This is a genomic window from Niallia sp. HCP3S3_B10 (assembly GCF_052064465.1).
Classification (GTDB): Bacteria; Bacillota; Bacilli; order Bacillales; family Cytobacillaceae; genus Niallia; species Niallia hominis.
Genome location: NZ_JBQHVO010000020.1, coordinates 46,388 through 66,336 on the forward strand (window position 1 = coordinate 46,388; position 19,949 = coordinate 66,336).

General features: G+C 35.5%; 19 protein-coding genes. 11 read left to right on the forward strand and 8 right to left on the reverse strand.

Going from position 1 to position 19,949, the window contains the following annotated elements; genetic code table 11:
* Positions 1–116: 116 nt before the first annotated feature.
* Both addB and addA read left to right on the forward strand, forming a co-directional pair.
* On the forward strand, positions 117–3,608 hold the full coding sequence (gene addB / locus ACTNDN_RS10920) for a helicase-exonuclease AddAB subunit AddB (protein WP_441131240.1): 3,492 nt from the start codon (positions 117–119) through the stop codon (positions 3,606–3,608).
* Complete coding sequence (addA, locus tag ACTNDN_RS10925) at positions 3,595–7,332, forward strand: helicase-exonuclease AddAB subunit AddA (RefSeq protein ID WP_031536638.1); 3,738 nt, start codon at positions 3,595–3,597, stop codon at positions 7,330–7,332. The genes addB and addA overlap by 14 nt, the downstream gene beginning before the upstream one ends.
* Positions 7,333–7,403: 71 nt before the next feature.
* Here addA and ACTNDN_RS10930 read toward each other — a convergent pair whose 3' ends face one another.
* The 7 genes from ACTNDN_RS10930 to ACTNDN_RS10960 all read right to left on the reverse strand — a co-directional run bounded on the left by ACTNDN_RS10930 (position 7,404) and on the right by ACTNDN_RS10960 (position 9,766).
* Positions 7,404–7,622 (reverse strand): spore germination protein, encoded by a 219-nt coding sequence (locus ACTNDN_RS10930; RefSeq protein WP_031536637.1) that lies wholly within the window; start codon positions 7,620–7,622, stop codon positions 7,404–7,406.
* 58 nt (positions 7,623–7,680) lie between these two features.
* Positions 7,681–7,899, reverse strand: a complete 219-nt coding sequence (locus ACTNDN_RS10935) for a spore germination protein (protein WP_031536636.1) — start codon at positions 7,897–7,899, stop codon at positions 7,681–7,683.
* A 68-nt stretch (positions 7,900–7,967) separates the two neighbouring features.
* Positions 7,968–8,474 carry a spore germination protein GerPE gene (locus ACTNDN_RS10940; RefSeq protein ID WP_065429055.1) on the reverse strand — a complete coding sequence of 169 codons (507 nt, stop codon included), beginning with the start codon at positions 8,472–8,474 and terminating at the stop codon, positions 7,968–7,970.
* A 2-nt stretch (positions 8,475–8,476) separates the two neighbouring features.
* Positions 8,477–8,656, reverse strand: a complete 180-nt coding sequence (locus ACTNDN_RS10945) for a hypothetical protein (RefSeq protein WP_031536634.1) — start codon at positions 8,654–8,656, stop codon at positions 8,477–8,479.
* Positions 8,653–9,255: a spore germination protein GerPC gene (gerPC, locus tag ACTNDN_RS10950; RefSeq protein ID WP_441131241.1), complete on the reverse strand. Its 603-nt coding sequence runs from the start codon at positions 9,253–9,255 to the stop codon at positions 8,653–8,655. The genes ACTNDN_RS10945 and gerPC overlap by 4 nt, the downstream gene beginning before the upstream one ends.
* 27 nt (positions 9,256–9,282) lie before the next feature.
* Positions 9,283–9,522: a spore germination protein GerPB gene (locus tag ACTNDN_RS10955; protein ID WP_031536632.1), complete on the reverse strand. Its 240-nt coding sequence runs from the start codon at positions 9,520–9,522 to the stop codon at positions 9,283–9,285.
* A gap of 22 nt (positions 9,523–9,544) precedes the next feature.
* On the reverse strand, positions 9,545–9,766 hold the full coding sequence (locus tag ACTNDN_RS10960; RefSeq protein ID WP_031536631.1) for a spore germination protein: 222 nt from the start codon (positions 9,764–9,766) through the stop codon (positions 9,545–9,547).
* A 289-nt stretch (positions 9,767–10,055) separates the two neighbouring features.
* Here ACTNDN_RS10960 and ACTNDN_RS10965 point away from each other — a divergent pair, with 289 nt between their 5' ends.
* The 4 genes from ACTNDN_RS10965 (at position 10,056) to ACTNDN_RS10980 (ending at position 13,227) form a co-directional block, all read left to right on the forward strand.
* Positions 10,056–10,961 carry a fumarylacetoacetate hydrolase family protein gene (locus ACTNDN_RS10965; RefSeq protein WP_235251549.1) on the forward strand — a complete coding sequence of 302 codons (906 nt, stop codon included), beginning with the start codon at positions 10,056–10,058 and terminating at the stop codon, positions 10,959–10,961.
* Positions 10,962–11,025: 64 nt separating this feature from the next.
* Positions 11,026–11,364 (forward strand): YisL family protein, encoded by a 339-nt coding sequence (locus ACTNDN_RS10970; protein WP_031536629.1) that lies wholly within the window; start codon positions 11,026–11,028, stop codon positions 11,362–11,364.
* Between the two features lie 106 nt (positions 11,365–11,470).
* The gene (locus ACTNDN_RS10975) at positions 11,471–12,580 is read left to right on the forward strand and encodes a sensor histidine kinase (RefSeq protein WP_031536628.1); all 1,110 of its coding nucleotides are present in this window, start codon (positions 11,471–11,473) and stop codon (positions 12,578–12,580) included.
* Positions 12,577–13,227, forward strand: coding sequence for a response regulator transcription factor (locus ACTNDN_RS10980; RefSeq protein WP_031536627.1), 651 nt, complete (start codon positions 12,577–12,579; stop codon positions 13,225–13,227). The genes ACTNDN_RS10975 and ACTNDN_RS10980 overlap by 4 nt, the downstream gene beginning before the upstream one ends.
* Positions 13,228–13,307: 80 nt before the next feature.
* On the opposite strand, the gene ACTNDN_RS10985 is transcribed toward ACTNDN_RS10980, so the two are convergent.
* Positions 13,308–14,627 (reverse strand): hemolysin family protein, encoded by a 1,320-nt coding sequence (locus ACTNDN_RS10985; RefSeq protein WP_251628958.1) that lies wholly within the window; start codon positions 14,625–14,627, stop codon positions 13,308–13,310.
* A gap of 166 nt (positions 14,628–14,793) precedes the next feature.
* Here ACTNDN_RS10985 and ACTNDN_RS10990 point away from each other — a divergent pair, with 166 nt between their 5' ends.
* The 5 genes from ACTNDN_RS10990 to ACTNDN_RS11010 all read left to right on the forward strand — a co-directional run bounded on the left by ACTNDN_RS10990 (position 14,794) and on the right by ACTNDN_RS11010 (position 19,888).
* Entirely contained in the window at positions 14,794–15,726 is a 933-nt protein-coding gene (locus ACTNDN_RS10990) for an ABC transporter ATP-binding protein (RefSeq protein WP_031536625.1), read from the forward strand.
* Between the two features lie 11 nt (positions 15,727–15,737).
* Positions 15,738–16,991, forward strand: coding sequence for an ABC transporter permease (locus ACTNDN_RS10995; protein ID WP_235251546.1), 1,254 nt, complete (start codon positions 15,738–15,740; stop codon positions 16,989–16,991).
* A complete protein-coding gene (locus ACTNDN_RS11000) occupies positions 16,988–18,082 on the forward strand; it encodes an ABC transporter permease (protein WP_251628956.1) in 1,095 nt (364 codons plus the stop codon). The genes ACTNDN_RS10995 and ACTNDN_RS11000 overlap by 4 nt, the downstream gene beginning before the upstream one ends.
* Before the next feature lie 677 nt (positions 18,083–18,759).
* Positions 18,760–19,407, forward strand: coding sequence for a TnsA endonuclease N-terminal domain-containing protein (locus ACTNDN_RS11005; protein ID WP_031536621.1), 648 nt, complete (start codon positions 18,760–18,762; stop codon positions 19,405–19,407).
* Positions 19,400–19,888: a hypothetical protein gene (locus tag ACTNDN_RS11010; protein ID WP_031536620.1), complete on the forward strand. Its 489-nt coding sequence runs from the start codon at positions 19,400–19,402 to the stop codon at positions 19,886–19,888. Before ACTNDN_RS11005 ends, ACTNDN_RS11010 begins: the two co-directional genes overlap by 8 nt.
* Positions 19,889–19,949 lie beyond the last annotated feature (61 nt).

Below are 19,949 nucleotides of genomic sequence, written 5' to 3' on the forward strand. Positions count from 1 at the left end.
TGAGGATGAGAAAAATTATCCAGTGTCGCTTTTCTATGGAAACATGTGTTTCTATGATATGATGTTATATACATATAAAGTATTATGGTGATAGAGAAAAAAAGGGGAGGGATTGGATGACTGTTCGCTTATTAGCAGGTCGATCTGGTACTGGAAAAACAACGTTTTGTATAGAAGAGATCCAAGCAAAGCTTGCCGCAAATCCGGAAGGCAATCCTGTAATTTATATTGTCCCAGATCAGATGACCTTTTTATCCGATCAGCGATTACTATCCGGATCTGAGGTTCAAGGAATGTTTCGGGCACAAGTGTATAGTTTTACTCGTCTTGCTTGGAGAATATTGCAAGAGACTGGTGGAATTAGTCGCTACCATATAAATAGTATTGGTGTTAATATGCTCATACGCAAGATTATTGAAGAAAATAAAAATAAGCTAACTCTTTTTAAAAAGGTAGCCGATAAAAATGGATTTATAGAGCAGGTTGAACAACTAGTCACTGAATTTAGGAGATACACGGTTACTCCTGAAGAACTGCTAACAACAAAAGAACAAATAGAGGACAACCAGGAATCAGCAAAGGCATTAATGGATAAAATCAGTGATCTTGAACTAATATATGAGCAATTTGAACAAAGATTGATCGGTAAATACATCGATGGAGAGGATTATTTTCGTTTACTTGCGGAAAAGATGAGTGAATCCTCCTATTTGAAAAGTGCGGAAATTTATATCGATGGTTTTTATAGCTTTACTCCTCAAGAATATTTGATTATTCAAAAGTTAATGCACCTTTGTGAAAGGGTAACAATTACCAATACATTAGATCCTTCATTTTCACAACATGATGACTTAAGCTTATTTCGAATGTCGACAGAATCCTTTCAAACCATTCACTCGATGGCCAAGCAAGTAGGAGTTGAAGTTGATATTGTAGAGTTTACGGAATATAAAAAAGATAGCCATCCGTCGTTAATGCATATAGAAACTCATTTTGACAGCAGACCAGTTCAAGCTTATACAGAAGAAACAACAATCAAATTTGCGGAAAGCATTAATCCACGCGCAGAAATAGAAGGGATTGCGCGGGAAATTGTCAAGCTTGTTAGAGATAAGCACTACCGTTATCGGGAGATAAGTTTACTTTCTCGTAATTTGGCTACGTATCAAAATATTATTGAAACGGTTTTTAGAGACTATCATATTCCAATATTTATTGATCAGAAAAGCAGAATGCATGATCATCCTTTAGTAGAACTGATTCGTTCTTCTTTAGAAATTTTTGAAACAAATTGGCGTTATGAGCCTGTATTTCGTTCTATAAAAACGGAGTTACTTTTCCCACTCCATGAACGCAAAAATAATATTCGAGAAAAGGTAGATAGACTTGAAAATTATTGTCTTGCTTATGGAATAAAAGGAAATAAGTGGACTTCCAAAGAGCGTTGGAAATATAGAAGAATCCAAGGATTAGAATGGGAGCAAGGAGTTCAGACAGATGCAGAAAAAGAATTCGAGCAAGAATTAAATGAACTGCGTTTGTCTTTAACTGCGCCGTTAATTCGCCTTCAAAACCGTTTGAAAAGAGGGAAAACAGGACGCGCTAAATGTGAAGCTTTATATCTATTTTTAGAAGAACTTGAAGTACCGCTGAAAATGGAATACTGGAAGAATGAGTTAGAGGAAAAAGGAGAGCTAGTAAAAGCTGGAGAACATGATCAAGCATGGAATAGCATAGTGGAAATGCTTGATCAATTTGTAGAAATACTAGGAGAAGAGGAATTTTCAACGAAGCAATTTGCAACAGTTGTGAATGCCGGTTTAGATACATTGAAATTCTCCCTCGTTCCTCCAGCCCTGGATCAGGTTTTAATCGCCGATATAGAACAGTCTCGGTTAAATGATATAAAAGTAGCGTTTGTTATCGGTCTAAACGAAGGTGTTTTTCCATCGAGATTTCAGGATGAAGGAATACTTGCAGACACGGATAGAGAAGCTTTGCAACAAAAAGGAATGAAGCTAGCTCCTACAAGTAAAACGAGACTGTTAGATGAAGAATTTCTTGCATACAAAGCATTTACTACGCCATCTGATTGTCTTTACTTAACCTATCCGTTAGCAAATGATGAAGGGAAATCTATTTTGGCATCTACTTATATCAAAAGAATGAGAGATTTATTTCCTAATGCCACTACTCTCTTCTTTATGTCAGATCCAAAAGAGCTGTCAGAAGAAGGGCAGCTGGATTATGTGGTCCATTTTCAAACGACCTTATCTTATTTAACAGGACAGCTTTATTTAAAGAAAAGAGAATATCCTATCTATGATTTCTGGTGGGATGTTTACAATGAATATATAGAGAATACAAATTGGAGAGAACCTGCCAAAAAGGTGTTCTCTAGTTTAACGTATCAAAATCAAACAGAAAAATTATCAGAACAAACAAGCAGTGAATTATATGGAGATACTATTTCGGCAAGTGTCTCTAGGATGGAATTATTTCATGCTTGTCCATTTTCACATTTTGCGACACATGGATTAAAGCTCCGAGAACGACAAGTATATCGCTTAGAGGCACCGGCAATCGGTGATTTATTTCATGCTGCCTTGAAATATATAGCAGAAACAGTGATGAATAAGGAGTTAATGTGGTCTAGTTTAACGAGAGAGCAATGTGAGCGGCTTGCAAAGGATGCCGTAGATATGCTCGCACCTAAATTGCAAAATGAAATATTGCTTAGCACAAATAGACATCATTATATAAAAAGAAAGTTAGAGCAAATCATCAGTAGGGCTTCCCTTATTTTAAGCGAACATGCTAAGCATAGTGGCTTCTCACCAATTGATTTAGAACTAGAATTTGGTCCAAAAGGAAAGCTTCCATCCATTTCTTTTCCGTTAAAAAACGGTTCAAATATGGATTTGATTGGAAGAATCGATCGTGTCGATAAAGCGGTTGTTGGAGAAGAAGTATATTTAAGAGTCATCGACTATAAATCAAGTAGCCAAGAATTAAATATGAATGAAGTATATTATGGACTATCTTTACAGATGCTTACTTATTTAGATTTAATTATTACAAACAGTACAATATTAGTAGATAAGGAAGCGAGCCCAGCAGGAGTATTATATTTTCATGTACACAATCCGATGATTTCTAGTAAGAAAATATTAACATTAGATGAAATCGAAGAAGAATTATTGAAGAAATTTAAAATGAATGGGCTAATGCTTGGAGAAGAGCGAGTTATTCAGCTAATGGATGAAACGTTAGAAAAAGGGAGTTCTCCAATTGTGCCAGCAGGTTTTAAGACAGATGGAACTCTAACAAAAGCTTCTAAAGTCGCAACAAAAGAAGACTTTAGTGAAATGCAAAAGTTTGTTCGCCATAAATATAGGGATTCAGGAAACAAAATTATTAGTGGGGAAGTAGGCATTGAACCGTATCGCTTAAATGAGAAAAAGCCTTGTACTTTCTGTTCGTTTAAATCTGTTTGCCAATTTGATGAAGCATTAGAAACAAACCAATATAGACAATTGCCAGCCTATTCAAAGGATGAAGTGCTGCAATTAATCCGAGAGGAGGCTAACAGGAATGAAAGAGATTAGCATACCGGACAAGCCAGCAGATGTAACCTGGACAGATGATCAATGGAAGGCGATTATGTCTAGTGGGCAGGACATTTTAGTTGCTGCTGCAGCAGGATCTGGAAAAACAGCTGTTTTAGTAGAAAGGATGATTCGGAAAATTGTATCCGATCAGCCGATAAATGTCGATGAATTGCTTGTTGTTACGTTTACGAATGCGTCTGCAGCTGAAATGAAGCACCGGATTGGAGAAGTATTAGAAAAGGAAATTAATGCGAATCCAACATCTCAGCATTTAAAAAGACAATTGGCGCTTTTAAATAAAGCTCATATCTCGACAATTCATTCTTTCTGTTTAGAAGTCATTCGAAAATATTATTATGTTATTGATTTAGATCCAGGATTTAGAATTGCAGATGAAACAGAAGGACAATTATTAAGAGATGAATGTTTAGAAGATCTATTTGAAGAGGAATATGGGAAGGAAAATAATGTAGCATTTTTTGATTTAGTTGATGCCTTTACAAATGATCGCAGTGATGATGCTTTGCAGCGAATGATTCAAGAAATATATGATTTTTCTCGTTCTAATCCATTTCCTTCTGCTTATTTACAGTCTTTAATCAAGATGTATGCTATCGGAGAAGATGCAGATATCATGGAATTACCATTTGTGAAGCATTTAATCGATGATGTGGAACTGCAATTAGAAGGAGTAAGGAAGCTACTTGAATATGGCTATGAATTGACGAAGCTTCCGGGAGGGCCAGCACCACGTGCAAGCAATTTTCTAGAGGATTTGGAATTGGTTTCCATTCTTGAAAAAGCAAAGGCTCAATCTTGGGAAACTTTATATGAGGCAATGCAGAAATTGAAATTTTCACGAGCAAAGCCTTGTAAAGGAGACGACTATGATCCTTCACTAGTAGAAGAGGGGCAAAGAATTAGAGAGCGTGCCAAAAAAATATTGCAAGAAATGCAAGGTGATCTTTTTACAAGAAAGCCGCAAAGCTTTTTAAAGGATATGGCGGAGATGAAGCCACACGTGGAGACACTTGTTTATCTAGTGGAAGCCTTTGGAGAAAGATTTCAGCAAATAAAAATGGATAAAGGATTAGTCGACTTTGCTGATTTAGAGCATTATTGTCTATCCATTTTAAGTCGTCCAGAAGAAAATGAACTAATTCCATCAGAAGCTGCATTATTTTATCGAGCTCAATTTAAAGAAGTCCTTATAGATGAATACCAGGACGTGAATTTAGTTCAGGAATCTATTCTAAAACTAGTGACAAAGGATAGAGAATCGGAAGGAAATCTTTTTATGGTCGGGGACGTAAAACAAAGTATCTATCGGTTTCGATTAGCGGAACCAAACTTATTTTTAGCCAAATATCTTCGCTTTCAAGAGCGGGAGGACGCTGGCTTTAAAATTGATTTAGCAAAAAACTTTCGAAGTAGAAAAGAAGTATTAGAAGGAACGAACTTTCTCTTTAAGCAAATTATGGGAGTAAAGGTAGGCGAAATTGAATACGATGAAAGTGCTGAATTAAAGCTAGGTGCGAGTTATCCAGAAGAAAATTCTTATCCGATTGAAGTTGCATTAGTAAATCAAAGTGCTGATTCTAGTGAAGATAGTGAAATAGATGGAGAGACAACAGGTATAGATGCAGCAGAACTAGAGCAATCACAATTGGAGGCAAGAGTTATTGCTGAAAAGGTTAAAGAATTGTTGGAAACAAACCAAGAGGTATATGATGCAAAACTAAAAGCATACCGACCAATTCGTTATAAGGATATGGTCATTTTATTACGGTCCATGACATGGGCTCCGCAAATTATGGAAGAATTAAAGCAGTATAATATACCGACATATGCTAATTTAACAACCGGTTATTTTGAATCAACAGAAGTGGATATCATGATGTCTTTACTAAAGGTTATTGATAATCCATACCAAGATATTCCTCTTGCATCGGTTCTTCGCTCCCCGATTGTTGGGTTATCAGAAGAGGAGTTAAGTAAATTGCGAATTGCGAAAAAGCAAGGAGCTTTTTATGAAGCTATTCAGGTGTATATCCATATGAACAGGATGAAAGAAGAAGAACTATATGAAAAAATCAGACCGTTTTTTGATAAATTGGCTGAGTGGCGTTCGGAGGCAAGAAGAGGAGCTTTATCGGAGCTGATTTGGAAGCTGTATCGTGAAACGTATTTTTATGATTTTGTTGGGGGCTTACCAGCAGGAAATCAGCGTCAGGCTAATTTGCGTGCACTTTATGATAGAGCTCGTCAATATGAAGAGACATCGTTTCGTGGGTTGTTCCGCTTCCTTCGCTTCGTGGAGAGAATGAGAGATCGAGGAAATGATTTAGGTGCTGCAAGAGCCTTAACGGAACAAGAAGATGTTATTCGAATTATGACCATTCATAGCAGTAAAGGCTTGGAATTCCCTTTTGTGTTTATGGCAGGTATGGGACGCAATTTCAATACGATGGATTTAAGAAAAAACTTTTTACTTGATAAGGATTTAGGCTTTGCTACGAAATATATTGATGCGAAAAAGCGTATATCCTACCCATCTCTTCCTCAAATTGCGTTTTCCAAAAAGAAAAAAATGGAGCTCCTTGCAGAAGAAATGCGCGTATTATATGTTGCTTTAACTCGAGCAAAGGAAAAGCTGATTTTAATAGGTGCTGTAAAAGATATAGAAAAGGCAAAACAGAAATGGTCACAGATTGCAGGACATTCGAATTGGCTTTTAAATGAATTTGATCGTGCACAAGCTAAGTCTTATTTAGATTGGATTGGACCGGCGTTAGTCAGACATCGGGACAATACATGGATTCATTTAGAAAGCTGGAGTGAAAAAGACGAAATTTCTTCCCATCCATCCAATTGGGAAGTGAAAGTATTGCAAAAAGAAGAGCTTTTAACCCGATCCGTTGAGGAAGAGATAAAGGATGAGGAATGGTTAAATAAAATAGTAGAGGGGAAAAAAATAGAAAGTTCTTCTGTTTACAAGGAAGCAATAAAAGAAACATTTGCATGGTCGTATTCTTCAGAAGAAAGTACGTCACATCGCTCCAAGCAGTCTGTTTCTGAATTAAAACGCCAAGGGGAACTGCGAGATGCTCAAAGTGGAACAGAGCTTGTAAAGGCGTGGAAGCAAACCGTGTGGAATCGACCAAGGTTTATGCAGGAAAAAAAATTAAGTCCAGCAGAAATCGGAACCGCAATGCATATGGTTATGCAGCATGTTGATGTAAAAGCGGAGGTTACAGAAGCTAGTCTGAAGCAATTATTAGAAGAGATGGTTAGAAAAGAATTATTAACAAGTGAGCAAGTGGAAGTAATTGATATTTCCTCTATCCTATCTTTTTTCCAGTCCTCTCTAGGAAAAAGAATGCAGCAAGCACCAAAGCTTGTACGCGAAATTCCGTTTAATATTGCCTATCCAGCAAGTCGAGTATATGCAGACTGGTCGGGAGAAGAAGAGCCAGTTCTTGTACAGGGAATTATTGATGTATTCTTTGAAGATGAGTTAGGCACGGTGTTGCTTGATTATAAAACAGACACGATAACTGCCCGGTATAAAGGAGGGTATGAAGAGGCTAAGCCGATACTGGAATCACGGTATAAAATACAAATGGAGCTATATACAGAAGCATTAGAAAAAATCTTAAAGCGAAACATAGAAGAGAAATATTTGTTTTTCTTTGATGGTGGACAAGTGTTGGAGTTATAAAAACATTCTAATTTAAATAGTGCAGAATAAAAGGCATCCCGCAAAAACTTCTGCGAGATGCCTTTTTTCGTTTAGTTATTATCGGTTATTGACTGATCAACGCCACTACTATCTGTATAGTTACTGGAATTAACCGCATTATTGGTAATAACAAATGCACCTCTATTCCCAGTGCCTGAACCTATTGTTGATTTTGAATTGTCTTTAGGAGAGATAAATAGAGAATCTCCAAACTGAACAATTCCTGCTCCTGTATTGACAATTTGAATCGGACCTATTATAGCAGGCATGATTCTATCCTCCTTGCAAGATAAAAATAACTATCTATAGAACGGGTTGAATATTATGTTAGTTATTGGCAACAACTGGTTGATCTAGTAAACTAGTGTCCACATAGTTACTTGCATTCACACCATTGTTTGTAATGATAAAAGCTCCAGTATTGGAGGTACCTGAGCCTAAGGTTGCTTTAGAATTTCCTTTAGGAGAAATAAACAATGAATCCCCAAATTGGACAATTCCTTCCCCTACGTTAACAATTTGTACTGGACCTACGATTGCAGGCATTTTTTTACCTCCTTGTTACATAGCTTATTCTTATTAAGGGAGGAAGCCCTTCTTATTGAGCCATCCCTTTATTGTTCTTGCTCCACATCTGAAAATGGCGACCCAGTATTATCTGTACCAGTAACAGTAACAGGACTTTGGGAGGTTGGAACACCTAATTGGCTAGGTTCATTTAATTGGATTAAATTATTTCCAACCTCTGACGCAATAGTTTGCTCGATTTGACGAATATGCTTAATCCGTGCTTCTGCATACATATGTCGACAATTGCCAATTTGCAATAAAGAGCAGGAAGATATTCCTGTAATATCTATATGATGAACTTTAATAATGGGTTTCATATTTTCAAAATGGCATTCTACGTTTTCTATTATAGGGGTTAATGGAATTGGTTCTTTAAAGACAGCATAGTCTTCATAAGCCCCTTCCTTTCCATAAAAGAGCTCCTTCTGCCTTTGAACAGCTATAGCTCGTGAAACGGCTTGATGGTAAATAGCGTCACCAATCTCTACAATCGAAGAAAAGGATACTGTCCTAACATTGATTAAATCGACAACAGATGTTCGCTGTAGCATGATTAAATTTTCGGATGCAGTGGAACAAATGGACCTATTATTAGTGATTCAGCGGGTGTATCGAATGTAGAGGCCAATTGAATGGATTGTGCATCTCCTACCAAGCAAATAGAGGAGCTCGCAACACCGATGATATTTATATTTCCAACTTGAAGCTCTCGGTTATATACTTGAAAATTCATTCTTTTCCACTTCCTTTCATGTTATCTGGTATATGGCTTAAAAATAAATGGACTCCATTTTCCATTTCTTCCTTTAAGGCTTGGATAATATCTTCATTGGTTAATTTGCCTTCCTTTTGTTTACGATTAGAACCTTGCTGTAAATAATATTGGATTCTGGTTGGCATTTGCTTGATAATATCCTCTTGTATAAAAGAGATATATGATTCCTCTTCCGGCATATTTAGTTCTATTTGCTTCTTTCGAATGATGTCTGGCAGTTCTAATTGAATATATTGATTCATTTCTTCTTCAATATCCATGGACCGATTCATCATTTGCTTTGGATCAATGGGTGAATTCGGATTAATAGCTAGCTCTTCAATATTGCTTAAATCTTCTGGATTGAGTCCAATATTTAGTGTACCTTCTAGTGTCTCCACTTTTAATTGATCAAAACTGTAGTCAATTCGTTCAATATGAACACTTGGTTTTTCTTTTATTGTTGTAATCTCATTGGTCAGGGTGGCTACTTGTTTTTCTAAATCCTTTATTCTTTTTTCAAGCAGCTGTAAATAATGGCTCATTTTTTCACTATATTGGTAAAAATCATAAGACATTTCTATCCCCCCTTTTTTCCTTAATACCTATTTTCGAGGAGACTGCAAGGGAACTGCAGGCGAGAAAAGTGTTTCCTCATCTGCTACGTTAGGACCAGGTTCATCTGGTTTTAGTTCAGGAGCTGATTCTGTGAATCCGCCTGTATTATATAAATACGAAGCAGGTTTAATAATACCTGCACTTCCTATTTGTAATACAGAGGAGTTGGAAATACCTCCAATTTTAATGGTGTTTATGACTATCGATTGTTGGATAAAATAATTCATTACACATCACCCTTTAGTCTACTTACGCATTTGCTGCGATTGGCTGATCCAGTCCATCGTTATCATACGTATTAGTAGAACTGCGATAGTTAGTAACCCTTAATCCATCACCTGTATTAAAAGAGCCAGATCCAGAAAATGTTTTCGCATTAGAGATAGGCATCATTTTGTATACATCCCCAATATTAAAAATAGAACTACCTCCCACTGAAATAACTTGAGCTACTCCAACAATTGCTGGCATATTCAACATCCTTTATACAATATTCTTATACATACTATGGAACTCCGCAAAATAGGTGATTCACCTATACAGATAAATTCTTCTCCTAACTACTTTATTCTTATGAATGGTTGTACTATGACAAGAAATACAGCAAGAAGGAAGGGAAGTTCTATAAAGAGCCTTTCATTTCTTTTTATCTGTTGATAAGCTCACTTTGCTTCTATTTGAACAAATCTTTTTTTATTTGGAAAATTAATAAAGAAAGTTTATAATTTTCTTACATGTTTGAAAAAAAGGGAGGAAAGAAATGAAGATTGCAACGGTTGGATTTGATGACAAAGTATTTATAGGATTAGTAGAAGAAGCGGGGATATTGCCCTTAAATGATGTAGAAGAGAAGCGTACGGGAAAACGATCATATGTGGAAGACCTTGTTACATGCATAGAACAAGAAGGATTTTTGGACAATGTGAAGGAGTTAATTCATTGGGTAGAAGAACAAAATGACCATGCTAGTTATTATATCCCACTGGAAAAAGTGAAGTTTCTAGCACCTATTCCTAGACCAAGAAAAAATATCTTTTGTGTAGGAAAAAATTATGTGGAACATGCAATTGAAATGGGAAGTAAAGAGGATATTCCAGAGCATGTAATGGTCTTTACGAAAGCTCCTACAACTATTATTGGACATACGGATAACATTCTGGAGCATAGGGAAGTAACGGAACAACTTGATTACGAGGGTGAACTTGCTGTTGTGATTGGAAAAAGAGGGAAAGGAATTAAGAAGGAGGAGGCATTGGACTATATATTTGGCTATACGATATTGAATGATATCACTGCAAGAGATTTGCAGAAGAAACATAAACAATTTTTTATCGGAAAAAGCCTTGATACAAGTGCACCGATGGGTCCATGGATTGTGACAAAGGACAGCATTCCGAATCCGAATGAATTAAATATTACGACAATGGTCAATGGTGAAATTAGACAGAAGTCGAATACCAAGCATTTTATCTTTCCAATCGAAGAGGTAATTCATGTATTGTCTAAAGGAATGACTTTAGAGCCAGGTGATATTATTGCAACTGGAACACCTGCTGGAGTGGGGAAAGGCTTTAATCCGCCACGTTTTTTAAAGGGTGGGGATTCGATTGAAATTGCTGTTGAAGGAATCGGCACCCTTTTTAATAAAGTAATAAAGGACGTATGATGTTTCGCGAATAGAAGGAAGGTTACGATATGTGTTAAAATGATGGAGAAAAGGAGGGAGATATATGAGTTCTACAGATGCTCATGTACTGACATGGATTATTGGACTAGTTCTATTTGCCATATCATTCGGTTTACATAAAGCTGGAAAAGAAAAGGGAAGTAAAATCCTCCATATGGTATTGCGTGTCGTATACATTCTGATTATTGGTTCGGGAATTGGCTTGCTTGCAAAAACAGGCATGGATTTCATGCACACAATAAAAATGCTAGTCGGCATTTGGGTGATTGGGATGCTTGAAATGGTTCTTATTCGCACAAAAAAAGGAGAAAATACGAAAACACTGTGGATTTTATTGGTTATTTCCTTTATTCTCGTGTTGGTAATAGGATATAGTATTTAATCTTTAGAGTCTGAAGGCTTGTAGAAGAATTATTTCTACAAGCCTTTTTTCAAAAGAATTAATTCTGCTCAGCGTTAAAAAGTATTGGGAGAAATGGAGGCAATACATGAAGGTACTTACCATGAACATTGGAATACTTTTACTCCTTTGTATAGGAGCTTTATATCAAGCCTTTAGAACAGATGCATGGAATTTCGCTATGCTATTATTTCTTTTCGCTATTATTCTTGGATTTTATTTTCTTGTACCTGTTTTTAAAAGAAAAAGCATTCCTTTTTTATTCATTTTGATTCTTCTTGATATAACGCTGCTTGTAACAGAAGTTGAGCTACATGGCTATCTCTTCCTATTAATGCTTTATTTTACGATGGAAGTGGGTAGATACGTATCAACAAATTTTTTTCGTATAATAATTTGCTCATTGTTTTTGATAAATAGTGCAATAGGAATTATTATATCATCCTATGTCCCTTTTATTTGGATCACTCTTTTTCTGTTAATCTCCTATTTACTCATTCGTTTAAACGAGCTAGATAAAGATTATCTACAAATCAGAGATACATATGAATCTTTATTAAACGATTATCGTATACAAAAAAGACAATCCTATCATAATGAACATGCGGCAAGAGTGGAAGAACGGAATCTCATTGCTAGAGAAATGCATGATTCCGTTGGTCATAAGCTAACAGCATTAATGATGCAAATCGAACAATATTCGATTAAAGAGAATAAAGAACAATATAGGATTCTGAAGGATATGACAGAAGAATGCTTAGAAGAAACAAGGAAGGCGGTTCGACTATTACAAGTGGGGGAATCTGGTGGAATTGCTTCTATTATTGCACTTATAAAAAAATTGGAAAGTGAAAACAATATTCACGTCCATTTTACAACAAAGCAAGGAGTACTACTAGTCAATCTAAGCAATAAGCAAAATGCTGTTCTTTATCGTTCCATACAGGAAGGAATAACAAATGCCATGAAATATGGAAGTTCAAAGGCCGTACATATTACGCTAGGTGTATCTCCGATTGGAAATCTAACTTTTGAGATTAGAAATCCATATATTCATAAGCATCCATTTCATTATGGGTTTGGCTTAGACAACATGACAAAAAGAATAGAGGAGGGACAAGGGAAATTAGAGGTTCTTCAATTAGATGGAGAATTTATCCTGCAAGGAAATATTCCTGTTGGGAGGGGAGAAAAATGATTCATGTGTTAATTGCGGAGGATCAAGCAATAGTCAGAAATGGATTAAAGATGATCATTGAGCAAGACGAAGAAATCCACGTTGTTGCGGAAGCAGAAAATGGGAAAGAAGTATTGTCTTTATTAGAAAAAACAATAGTAGATATTATCCTTATGGATATCCGCATGCCAATTATGGATGGAATGGAAGCAACGAAACGAATTCGCCAGCAATATCCACATATTAAAATACTTATTCTGACTACCTTTAACGATGAGGAATATGCCATACAGGCATTTCAAGAAGGAGCAAATGGGTTCCTCCTTAAGACGACAGATAGCGTTAGTTTAGTAAATAGCATAAAGAGCTGTTTATCAGGTGGCATCTCGATACATGACCAAGTTGCCGCTAAATTAATGCCTAAGCTTTTAAAGAAAGAAGCTATTCAGGAGAAGGCTTTTAGCCACAACCACAACATTCCTTTGACGAAGCGAGAAATAGATATTGTGAAAAAGATTGGACAAGGAAAAACCAATAAAGAAATTTCCAGCGAATTATTATTATCTGTTGGAACTATAAAAAATCATATTACCCAAATTTTAGCCAAGTTAGAATTAAGAGATCGAACCCAATTAGCAATCTATGCAGTGAGAAATGATTATATTTAATAGTGGATGCAAAGCCAAACAAACAAAAGGCGTGTCCAGTATTCAACCAAATGCTATGGTGATTACAGACACGCTTTTTTTTACGATTGTTTTAACGGAGATTCCGTTTCTAGTATTTTTGTTACTTTCACTTTACTAATTCGGCGATCTACAATCTCTTCTACCTGAAATTCAAAGTTTTTGAACGTAACAGTGAGTTTTTCCTGCTCATTTGGAATATAACCAATCTTGCTTATTAGAAACCCACTTAATGTATCATAAATTTCTACCGGCAAGGTGATTTTTAACAACTCCTGAACATCATCTAAACTAATCGTTCCTTGGAGCAGATAGGTATGTTCGCCGATAATTTTTATCTCAGGAGGCTTCGGTTCATCGTATTCATCAAAAATATTTCCAACGATTTCCTCAATTAGATCCTCCATTGTAACAATTCCATCCGTTCCTCCATATTCATCGACGACAATGGCAAAAAGGGTGTTGTTTTTTTGCATCTGTATAAATAATTCATCTGTTCGCTTCGATTCCAATACGAAATGGGGCTTGCGAATAATATCATGCAATTTAAAAGCGTCATTTTCTTTCCCCATATAGGCTAAAAGATCTTTAGAATGAAGAATGCCGATAATATTGTCGATATTTTCTTCATACACAGGATAGCGAGTATACATTTCATGATTTACAAGAGCTATTATCTCCTTTAATGTGTAATCGGAAGGGATTGCTACCATATTGGAACGATGGGTCATAATATCAGTGACATTTTTATTATCAAATTCAAAAATATTATGAATCATCATTCGTTCATCTTCGTCAATATTACCTTTTTCATTTCCAACATCAATCATCATTTTTATATCTTCTTCTGTTACTTCTTCGTCCTCATCATCTGGTCTAACTCCAAATAAACGAGCAACCATGTTGGTAGAGAAGGTTAAAAAAGCGACAAAAGGAGCTGTTATTTTCGAAAGTATCGTTAATGGGCTTGCAGCGAACATAGCAATTCCTTCTGCTTTTCGCAAAGCAACTCGTTTTGGAACTAATTCACCAAAGACAAGGGTGAAATAGGATAGCAGTAGAGTAATAATAATGACTGAAATAGAATCAAGCAGTCCCTGAGAGAGGGGGATTCCCATTGTTAAAAGTAAATCTGTTAAGTGGCCAGAGAAACTGTCAGCTGCAAAGGCACTGGCGAGAAAGCCAGCTAGCGTAATCCCGATTTGGATGGTAGCTAAAAATTTACTAGGCTCTGATAGGAGATTATAAACTATTTTAGCTTTCTTATGACCTGTATCCGCCATATGTTTAATTTTATTGTCATTCAAGGAAATGAGCGCAATTTCTGCTGCGGCAAAGAAAGCGTTTAAAGCAATTAAGATGACTAGGACTAAAATGCCCAAATTCTTCAGCTCCTTTCCAACGGCTTCTTTCCTATTTGTTTTACCCTTTTTTATGGAAAATATGCTTTGATGACTAGAGTCATTTTATTTTTGCAAAGAAATGACCATTAGGTATAGGAATCGCTGTTTTTTTTCATTATTCTGTATAAAGAAAGGATGATGTGTGTTGTTAGAGATAATGAATCTATCTAAAGCTTATAAACAGAAGCAAGTGGTGAATTCCGTTAATTTATATTTAGAGAAAGGAGAAATAGTTGGTTTACTTGGACCGAATGGTGCGGGAAAATCTACGACTATTTCCATGATATCCTCTTTAATTTCCCCTGATGATGGAGATGTGCGACTTAATAATGAAAGCATCCTAAAAACACCCCAGAAGTTACGAAAAATACTTGGAGTCGTTCCACAGGAAATTGCTGTTTATATGGATCTGTCTGCACGGGAAAATCTTCTGTTCTTCGGAAAAATGCACCGGATCCCAAAAAAAATTTTACAAAAGAGAGTGGATGAAGTTCTCGATATCATCGGTTTAAAAGAACGAGAAAAGGACTTAGTTAAAACTTTTTCAGGAGGAATGAAAAGGAGATTAAACATTGGCGTAGCTCTCATACATGAACCAGAAATCATCATTATGGATGAACCAACTGTCGGTATTGACCCACAATCAAGAAATTATATATTAGAAACCGTTAAAAGACTAAATCAAGAGAGACAAATAACGGTGCTTTATACGAGTCACTATATGGAAGAAGTAGAATTTCTATGTGATCGGATTTATATTATGGATCATGGGGAGATTATTGCTTCCGGAACAAACGAGGAGATTAAAAACATTCTTTCTGCAGAAACTGCGATAAATATTAAGGTAGAAATGATAAAACACGAATTTACAGAAGCACTCCGTCAACATGAAAATATTAAAAACATCTCTATTCAACAATCTGTTATTACAGTAATCGTACCAAGACAAGTAAATTTGTTAAAAGATATTTTGCGAATTGCCGAAGAGCAGAAGACAACTGTACTCTCTGTAAATATTGAGACGCCGACATTAGAAGATGTTTTCTTGCATCTAACTGGCCGTCAGCTAAGAGATTAGGAGGGTATAAAATGCTCTTGCAAATGATAATGAAAGAGTTATTGATGATTTGGAGAAGACCCAGGGAGCTTATTGTTTTATTACTCATGCCTTTTGTGCTTATTACCATACTTGGAAGTGCGTTAGGGGCATTGGATAATAACGGCGAAGTGGAAGTGCATGCAAAGCTTGCTGTTGTAGTGGAGGATGAAGCAAACAAAGGGCAGCAAAAAGCAATAGATATAGTGAACCAATCAAATAGAAGTGAACAGGAGAAGAGAGAGAAGATAGCACTTATTCAATCACTCCAACCAATTGAAATATTTATTAAAGAAGTCGGTGGAAATCCAGAGTTAAAGAATATTTTATCCATTACCGAATTTAGTGACCGGACAAAGGTAAAGGAAAAGGATTTTGATGGTGTGCTAGTTATTCCAGAAGGATTTACTGCTGAATTTTATGCGAATTTGTTAAAGGAAGAAACAGATATTCCTGCTTGGACACTAATGACAAAGGAGAAGCAATCCCTTCAGGTAACCATTATCCAGGATATTATCGATAGTTATCAAAAAGAGTGGGTATATATAAAAACTGCCGAAGAGCTTCAACTCGAATATGCAGCGTTAATAAAAATCAAAACAGATGAACAAATTAAAAATTTTGAAAAGAAAAAAGATATTAGTGCATTTGCTTACTATGGAGTGGGAATGTGTGTCATGTTTGTATTCTATATTTCTACAACAGTAGCAGGTTTCGCATATCAGCAAAAGGAAGAGCTGATGTATGAGCGAATACTTCTCGCAAATGTTCCGAAATTTATATTTTTTTTAGGAATATTTTTCGCAGCATTTATTTTGTCCTTTTTACAGCTGACTATTCTATTTAGTTTAACAGCTACTATTTACGGTATTGTTTTTCCTAGTATGCTAAATCATTTAGTGGTTACTTTGACAATAAATGTAATGGCAGCAACATTTGCAACATTTGCAACCGCTATTTCCTTTGCTACCAATTCGCCAAATGTGGAAAGGATTTTATCTTCCTTAATAGTGCCTATCATCGCCTTTATTGGAGGGAGCTTTTTTGATGTAAGTGCAATTGGTGGGTTTATGGAGACGTTAGGAGAATATTCTCCAGGAGGAGCTGCCATTACTGCTTATTTAAAGGTGTATCAAGGCTATTCACTGCCAGATTTATGGGGACAGATTAAGGCTATCCTTCTATTTTCTGTTACATTGTTCTTGATTAGTGCCATTATCTTGAGGAAAAAAGGGGGGATTCGATGAAGGCTGTATTATGGGGGAAATGTAAGCAATTTTTGAGAAGTCCAGGCGCCTTTATAGTAACCACTCTGATATGTATCCTATTTGCCTATTTAGTCGGTATCTCTTCCTTTACAAAGGTACAGGTGCCAATTTTTACAGATCAGTCGGAAAAAGTACTGGACATTGTAAAAGCATTAAATAAAAGTGAGAGTTTTTCGTTTGTTCCCTATTCAAAAGAAGAAGTGGAGGAACAGTTGGATAAAGGAAAAACAGATATAGGAGTTTCATTAAGCCAAGACACTTATACGATTTTGAGCATCGCCGAAACTTCTAATGCATTAATGGTCCAAAATTATCTTCATACCTATTATACTAATATGCTAAAGGAACAAGCGCTGATAAATGGAGCAGCGAATAAACAAGAAGCAGAGATAGTTCTGGCTAATAATAAGGAAAATCCAATCATTCCTGTATCAAAGGAACAAGCGCTAACAGAAAAGGAGAATAATTACAGTCAGTCCTTGCAGTCGTTATTTGGGTTTACTTTATTTTTCTGCATCTATACTGTCTCTTTTACGGTTGTAGAAATATTGAGAGATAAGCAAAACGGCATATGGGATCGCTTTATCCTATCCTCTACATCGAAAGCTCAAATATACTTTGGACATTTATTATTCAGCTTTTTAGCAGGATATGTACAAATAATAATGATCTTTCTTCTCTTTAGATATGGATTAAATATTGATTTTAATGGACATTTTTATTTGGTATATGTATTAATCATTCCCTATTTATTTTCTATTGTGGCATTAACGATTCTTCTTACAGGCTTAGTGAAAACAGCAAGTCAGTTCAATGCTGTTATTCCATTGGTGTCGGTTAGTTTTGCTATGCTTGGAGGAGCTTATTGGCCAATCGAAATTGTCACATCCAAAGTAATGATTCTTTTATCAAAATTTATTCCGATTACTTATGGGATGGAGCTATTAAAAAAAGGCATTCTTGAAAAGACATCTTGGATTGAAATCGCCATACCAGCAGGAGTTCTTTGTTTAATGGGAACGATTATGTTGGGAATCGGCATACAACTCATTGAAAAAAGACATGTTTAGCAATAAAGGCAAACCTTCCATCAGTAGGGGACTCCATCCTACTGATGGAGGGCACTGAAAAAGTCTAGTTCTCCAAATTAAATGAGGTTTTATTTATTTGAAAGCAAATAATAAGTTGGGTTGGAGAGGCGTCCGCTCGACTCCTACGGGAGATGCGAGAAAGTCCGAGACCCTGCAGGAGCGTAGCGACGAAGCGGCTCGGCGCTCGCCCCGTGGAAAGCGAGCGGTAAGCCTCGGAAAACAAAAACCTACACTAAGTTTGAATGGTTTGGTAACTACCGACACACCAGGTAATACACTTTTTCAGTTACCTCTACTGATGATTAGTGGAACTATACGGAAGAATGGGATGGATTTTTTTTGATGAAATATTTAGAAAAAACAAATAATGATGTATAATAAAGGAACAATTACAAATTGATGGAAAGGTGGTTAAACGCTTGCTAAGGAAAATAGTAAAAGGATATTTATATGTTGTCGTTCTTCCTCTTACATTTTTAATCTCTATTTTGTTTGTAAAAGGACAAAAAAGTTTGTACATTTTATACTAAGGACAAAAGAGTATGTACTTTTTGAAAATTTATAATATTTTATATCTCCACAATTTAGATATTTATGTACAATCCATTATATTGTACATGCTTATTAAAAATATGTTAATTCAGAGGTGGTAAAATATGTATACCCCAGTAATAACTGATGGAAGTAAACGTTTTGGAAATAATAGATGGTATTCATTTAGTCCGAAATTAAAAAGAAATGTTTATTTATTTAGCGATTTAGAATATGAGCATTGGTTACTTGTAGAAGCTAATCCGCAAATTTTGGATTTTTGTGAACAACCTTTAGAAGTAACAAGCCTTATTAATGGTAAAATGAAAAATTCAATTTTCGATATTTGGATTAAATATGCTGATGGAAAACAAGAATTTAGAGAAATCAAATATTCATTTGAACTTAATAAAGCTAAAGTAATTGATCAGTTTACTGTTCAACAGGATTGGTGCAATGAAAATGGATATAAACACAGCGTTCAAACCGAGAATGAAATTCGTGAAAATAGGCTGTTTCTTTCTAATTTAAAGTTAATTTTAAAAACAATTAAACAAGCTACCCCTTCTGACGTTGATAAATATAGAATCATCAAAATATTAAAAGAAAACTTACCTCAAAGAAGAACTCTTCAGACTATCTTACAAAACTCAAAATTCACTCTCGATAAATTATATGTTTCAATTGGTTGGATGATATTTAATGGAGAAATTCAATCCAATATTTCTCAAAGTCATTTTGGTATTAATACAGAGGTGTGGATAAATGGGTAGAAGAAGCGTTGAAAATTTAAACATTAATCAAGAATCATTGGACACATCACTTTGGCCAACAGTATTAATTGAAAATTTAACCCCTAAACATCGTAAGCTATTTTTAGAAAGAAAAAAAGCTGTTGACTTATTTATATCTACTGACATGAAGGTTAAAGATATAGAAACTGAAACAGGGTTAAGACGAGATGAAATTCATAGGTTTGTTAGAAGATGTTTAGAAAAGGATGAATCAGGAGAAATAATGGGCTATAAAGGATTGATTCCTTATAAGAGAGTAAAGGATTATAACAGAAAAGATTTTCCAGTAATTAAAGAAGAAGATTCTAATAACTTTACTGGTGCATTCAACTTATTACTTGATACCTACCCTACTCTAAAAGAATTAATAATAGATTTATATCTAAATAGGAAAAGTAATAAGAATAAAATTATCGATCCCATCATTAACAGTATGAGTAAAATGTTTGTGGGAGAATAAATATCCTTTTTGTCTAGTTGGGGGACGCGTCCTCCAACTAGACAAAAAGGCCACCAAGCGA

Excerpts from the sequence above, each read along its gene's own strand:
- ACTNDN_RS11010 (WP_031536620.1), top strand. The coding sequence starts at position 19,400 with ATGGGTAGAAGAAGCGTTGAAAATTTAAACATTAATCAAGAATCATTG.
- ACTNDN_RS11005 (WP_031536621.1), top strand. The coding sequence starts at position 18,760 with ATGTATACCCCAGTAATAACTGATGGAAGTAAACGTTTTGGAAATAAT.
- ACTNDN_RS10945 (WP_031536634.1), bottom strand. The coding sequence starts at position 8,656 with ATGAATTTTCAAGTATATAACCGAGAGCTTCAAGTTGGAAATATAAAT.
- ACTNDN_RS10970 (WP_031536629.1), top strand. The coding sequence starts at position 11,026 with ATGAGTTCTACAGATGCTCATGTACTGACATGGATTATTGGACTAGTT.
- ACTNDN_RS11000 (WP_251628956.1), top strand. The coding sequence starts at position 16,988 with ATGAAGGCTGTATTATGGGGGAAATGTAAGCAATTTTTGAGAAGTCCA.
- ACTNDN_RS10980 (WP_031536627.1), top strand. The coding sequence starts at position 12,577 with ATGATTCATGTGTTAATTGCGGAGGATCAAGCAATAGTCAGAAATGGA.
- ACTNDN_RS10975 (WP_031536628.1), top strand. The coding sequence starts at position 11,471 with ATGAAGGTACTTACCATGAACATTGGAATACTTTTACTCCTTTGTATA.
- ACTNDN_RS10955 (WP_031536632.1), bottom strand. The coding sequence starts at position 9,522 with ATGAATTATTTTATCCAACAATCGATAGTCATAAACACCATTAAAATT.
- addA (WP_031536638.1), top strand. The coding sequence starts at position 3,595 with ATGAAAGAGATTAGCATACCGGACAAGCCAGCAGATGTAACCTGGACA.
- ACTNDN_RS10995 (WP_235251546.1), top strand. The coding sequence starts at position 15,738 with ATGCTCTTGCAAATGATAATGAAAGAGTTATTGATGATTTGGAGAAGA.
- ACTNDN_RS10960 (WP_031536631.1), bottom strand. The coding sequence starts at position 9,766 with ATGCCAGCAATTGTTGGAGTAGCTCAAGTTATTTCAGTGGGAGGTAGT.
- addB (WP_441131240.1), top strand. The coding sequence starts at position 117 with ATGACTGTTCGCTTATTAGCAGGTCGATCTGGTACTGGAAAAACAACG.
- ACTNDN_RS10965 (WP_235251549.1), top strand. The coding sequence starts at position 10,056 with ATGAAGATTGCAACGGTTGGATTTGATGACAAAGTATTTATAGGATTA.
- ACTNDN_RS10930 (WP_031536637.1), bottom strand. The coding sequence starts at position 7,622 with ATGCCTGCTATAATAGGTCCGATTCAAATTGTCAATACAGGAGCAGGA.
- ACTNDN_RS10940 (WP_065429055.1), bottom strand. The coding sequence starts at position 8,474 with ATGCTACAGCGAACATCTGTTGTCGATTTAATCAATGTTAGGACAGTA.
- ACTNDN_RS10935 (WP_031536636.1), bottom strand. The coding sequence starts at position 7,899 with ATGCCTGCAATCGTAGGTCCAGTACAAATTGTTAACGTAGGGGAAGGA.
- gerPC (WP_441131241.1), bottom strand. The coding sequence starts at position 9,255 with ATGTCTTATGATTTTTACCAATATAGTGAAAAAATGAGCCATTATTTA.